Here is a 495-nt window from a genome sequence, read left to right on the forward strand (position 1 = left end):
CCCTCCCCCCGACCGTGATCTTCCACGGTGCACCGTGGAAGATCACGGTCGGGGGGAGGCGCCGGGGCGCCGGGGCGCCGGGGCTGTGGCAGCGTGGCGGCGTGCCCAACCGCCTGGCCGGCTCGCGGAGCCCGTACCTGCTGCAGCACGCCGACAACCCCGTCGACTGGCGGGAGTGGGGCCCGGAGGCCTTCGCCGAGGCCGCCGAGCGCGACGTCCCGGTCCTGGTCTCCACGGGGTACGCGGCCTGCCACTGGTGCCACGTCATGGCCCACGAGTCGTTCGAGGACCCCGGGACCGCCGCCCTGATGAACGCGGGCTTCGTCTGCGTCAAGGTCGACCGCGAGGAGCGGCCCGACGTCGACGCCGTGCACATGGCCGCCACGACGGCGCTGACCGGCCAGGGCGGCTGGCCCATGACGACGTTCACCACCCCGGCGGGGGAGATCTTCTTCGCCGGCACCTACTTCCCGCCCACCCCGCACCCGCAGGTGC

At 74.7% G+C, this 495-nt stretch carries 1 protein-coding gene; it reads left to right on the top strand.

Translation table 11 applies throughout. The features are described from left to right. Positions 1 to 101: 101 nt before the first annotated feature. Positions 102 to 495 (top strand): DUF255 domain-containing protein (locus tag GTQ99_RS23945; protein WP_166618108.1); only part of this gene is annotated, 394 nt, incomplete at its 3' end.

Source organism: Kineococcus vitellinus, from assembly GCF_009906315.1.
In the GTDB taxonomy this organism is placed as follows: Bacteria; Actinomycetota; Actinomycetes; order Actinomycetales; family Kineococcaceae; genus Kineococcus; species Kineococcus vitellinus.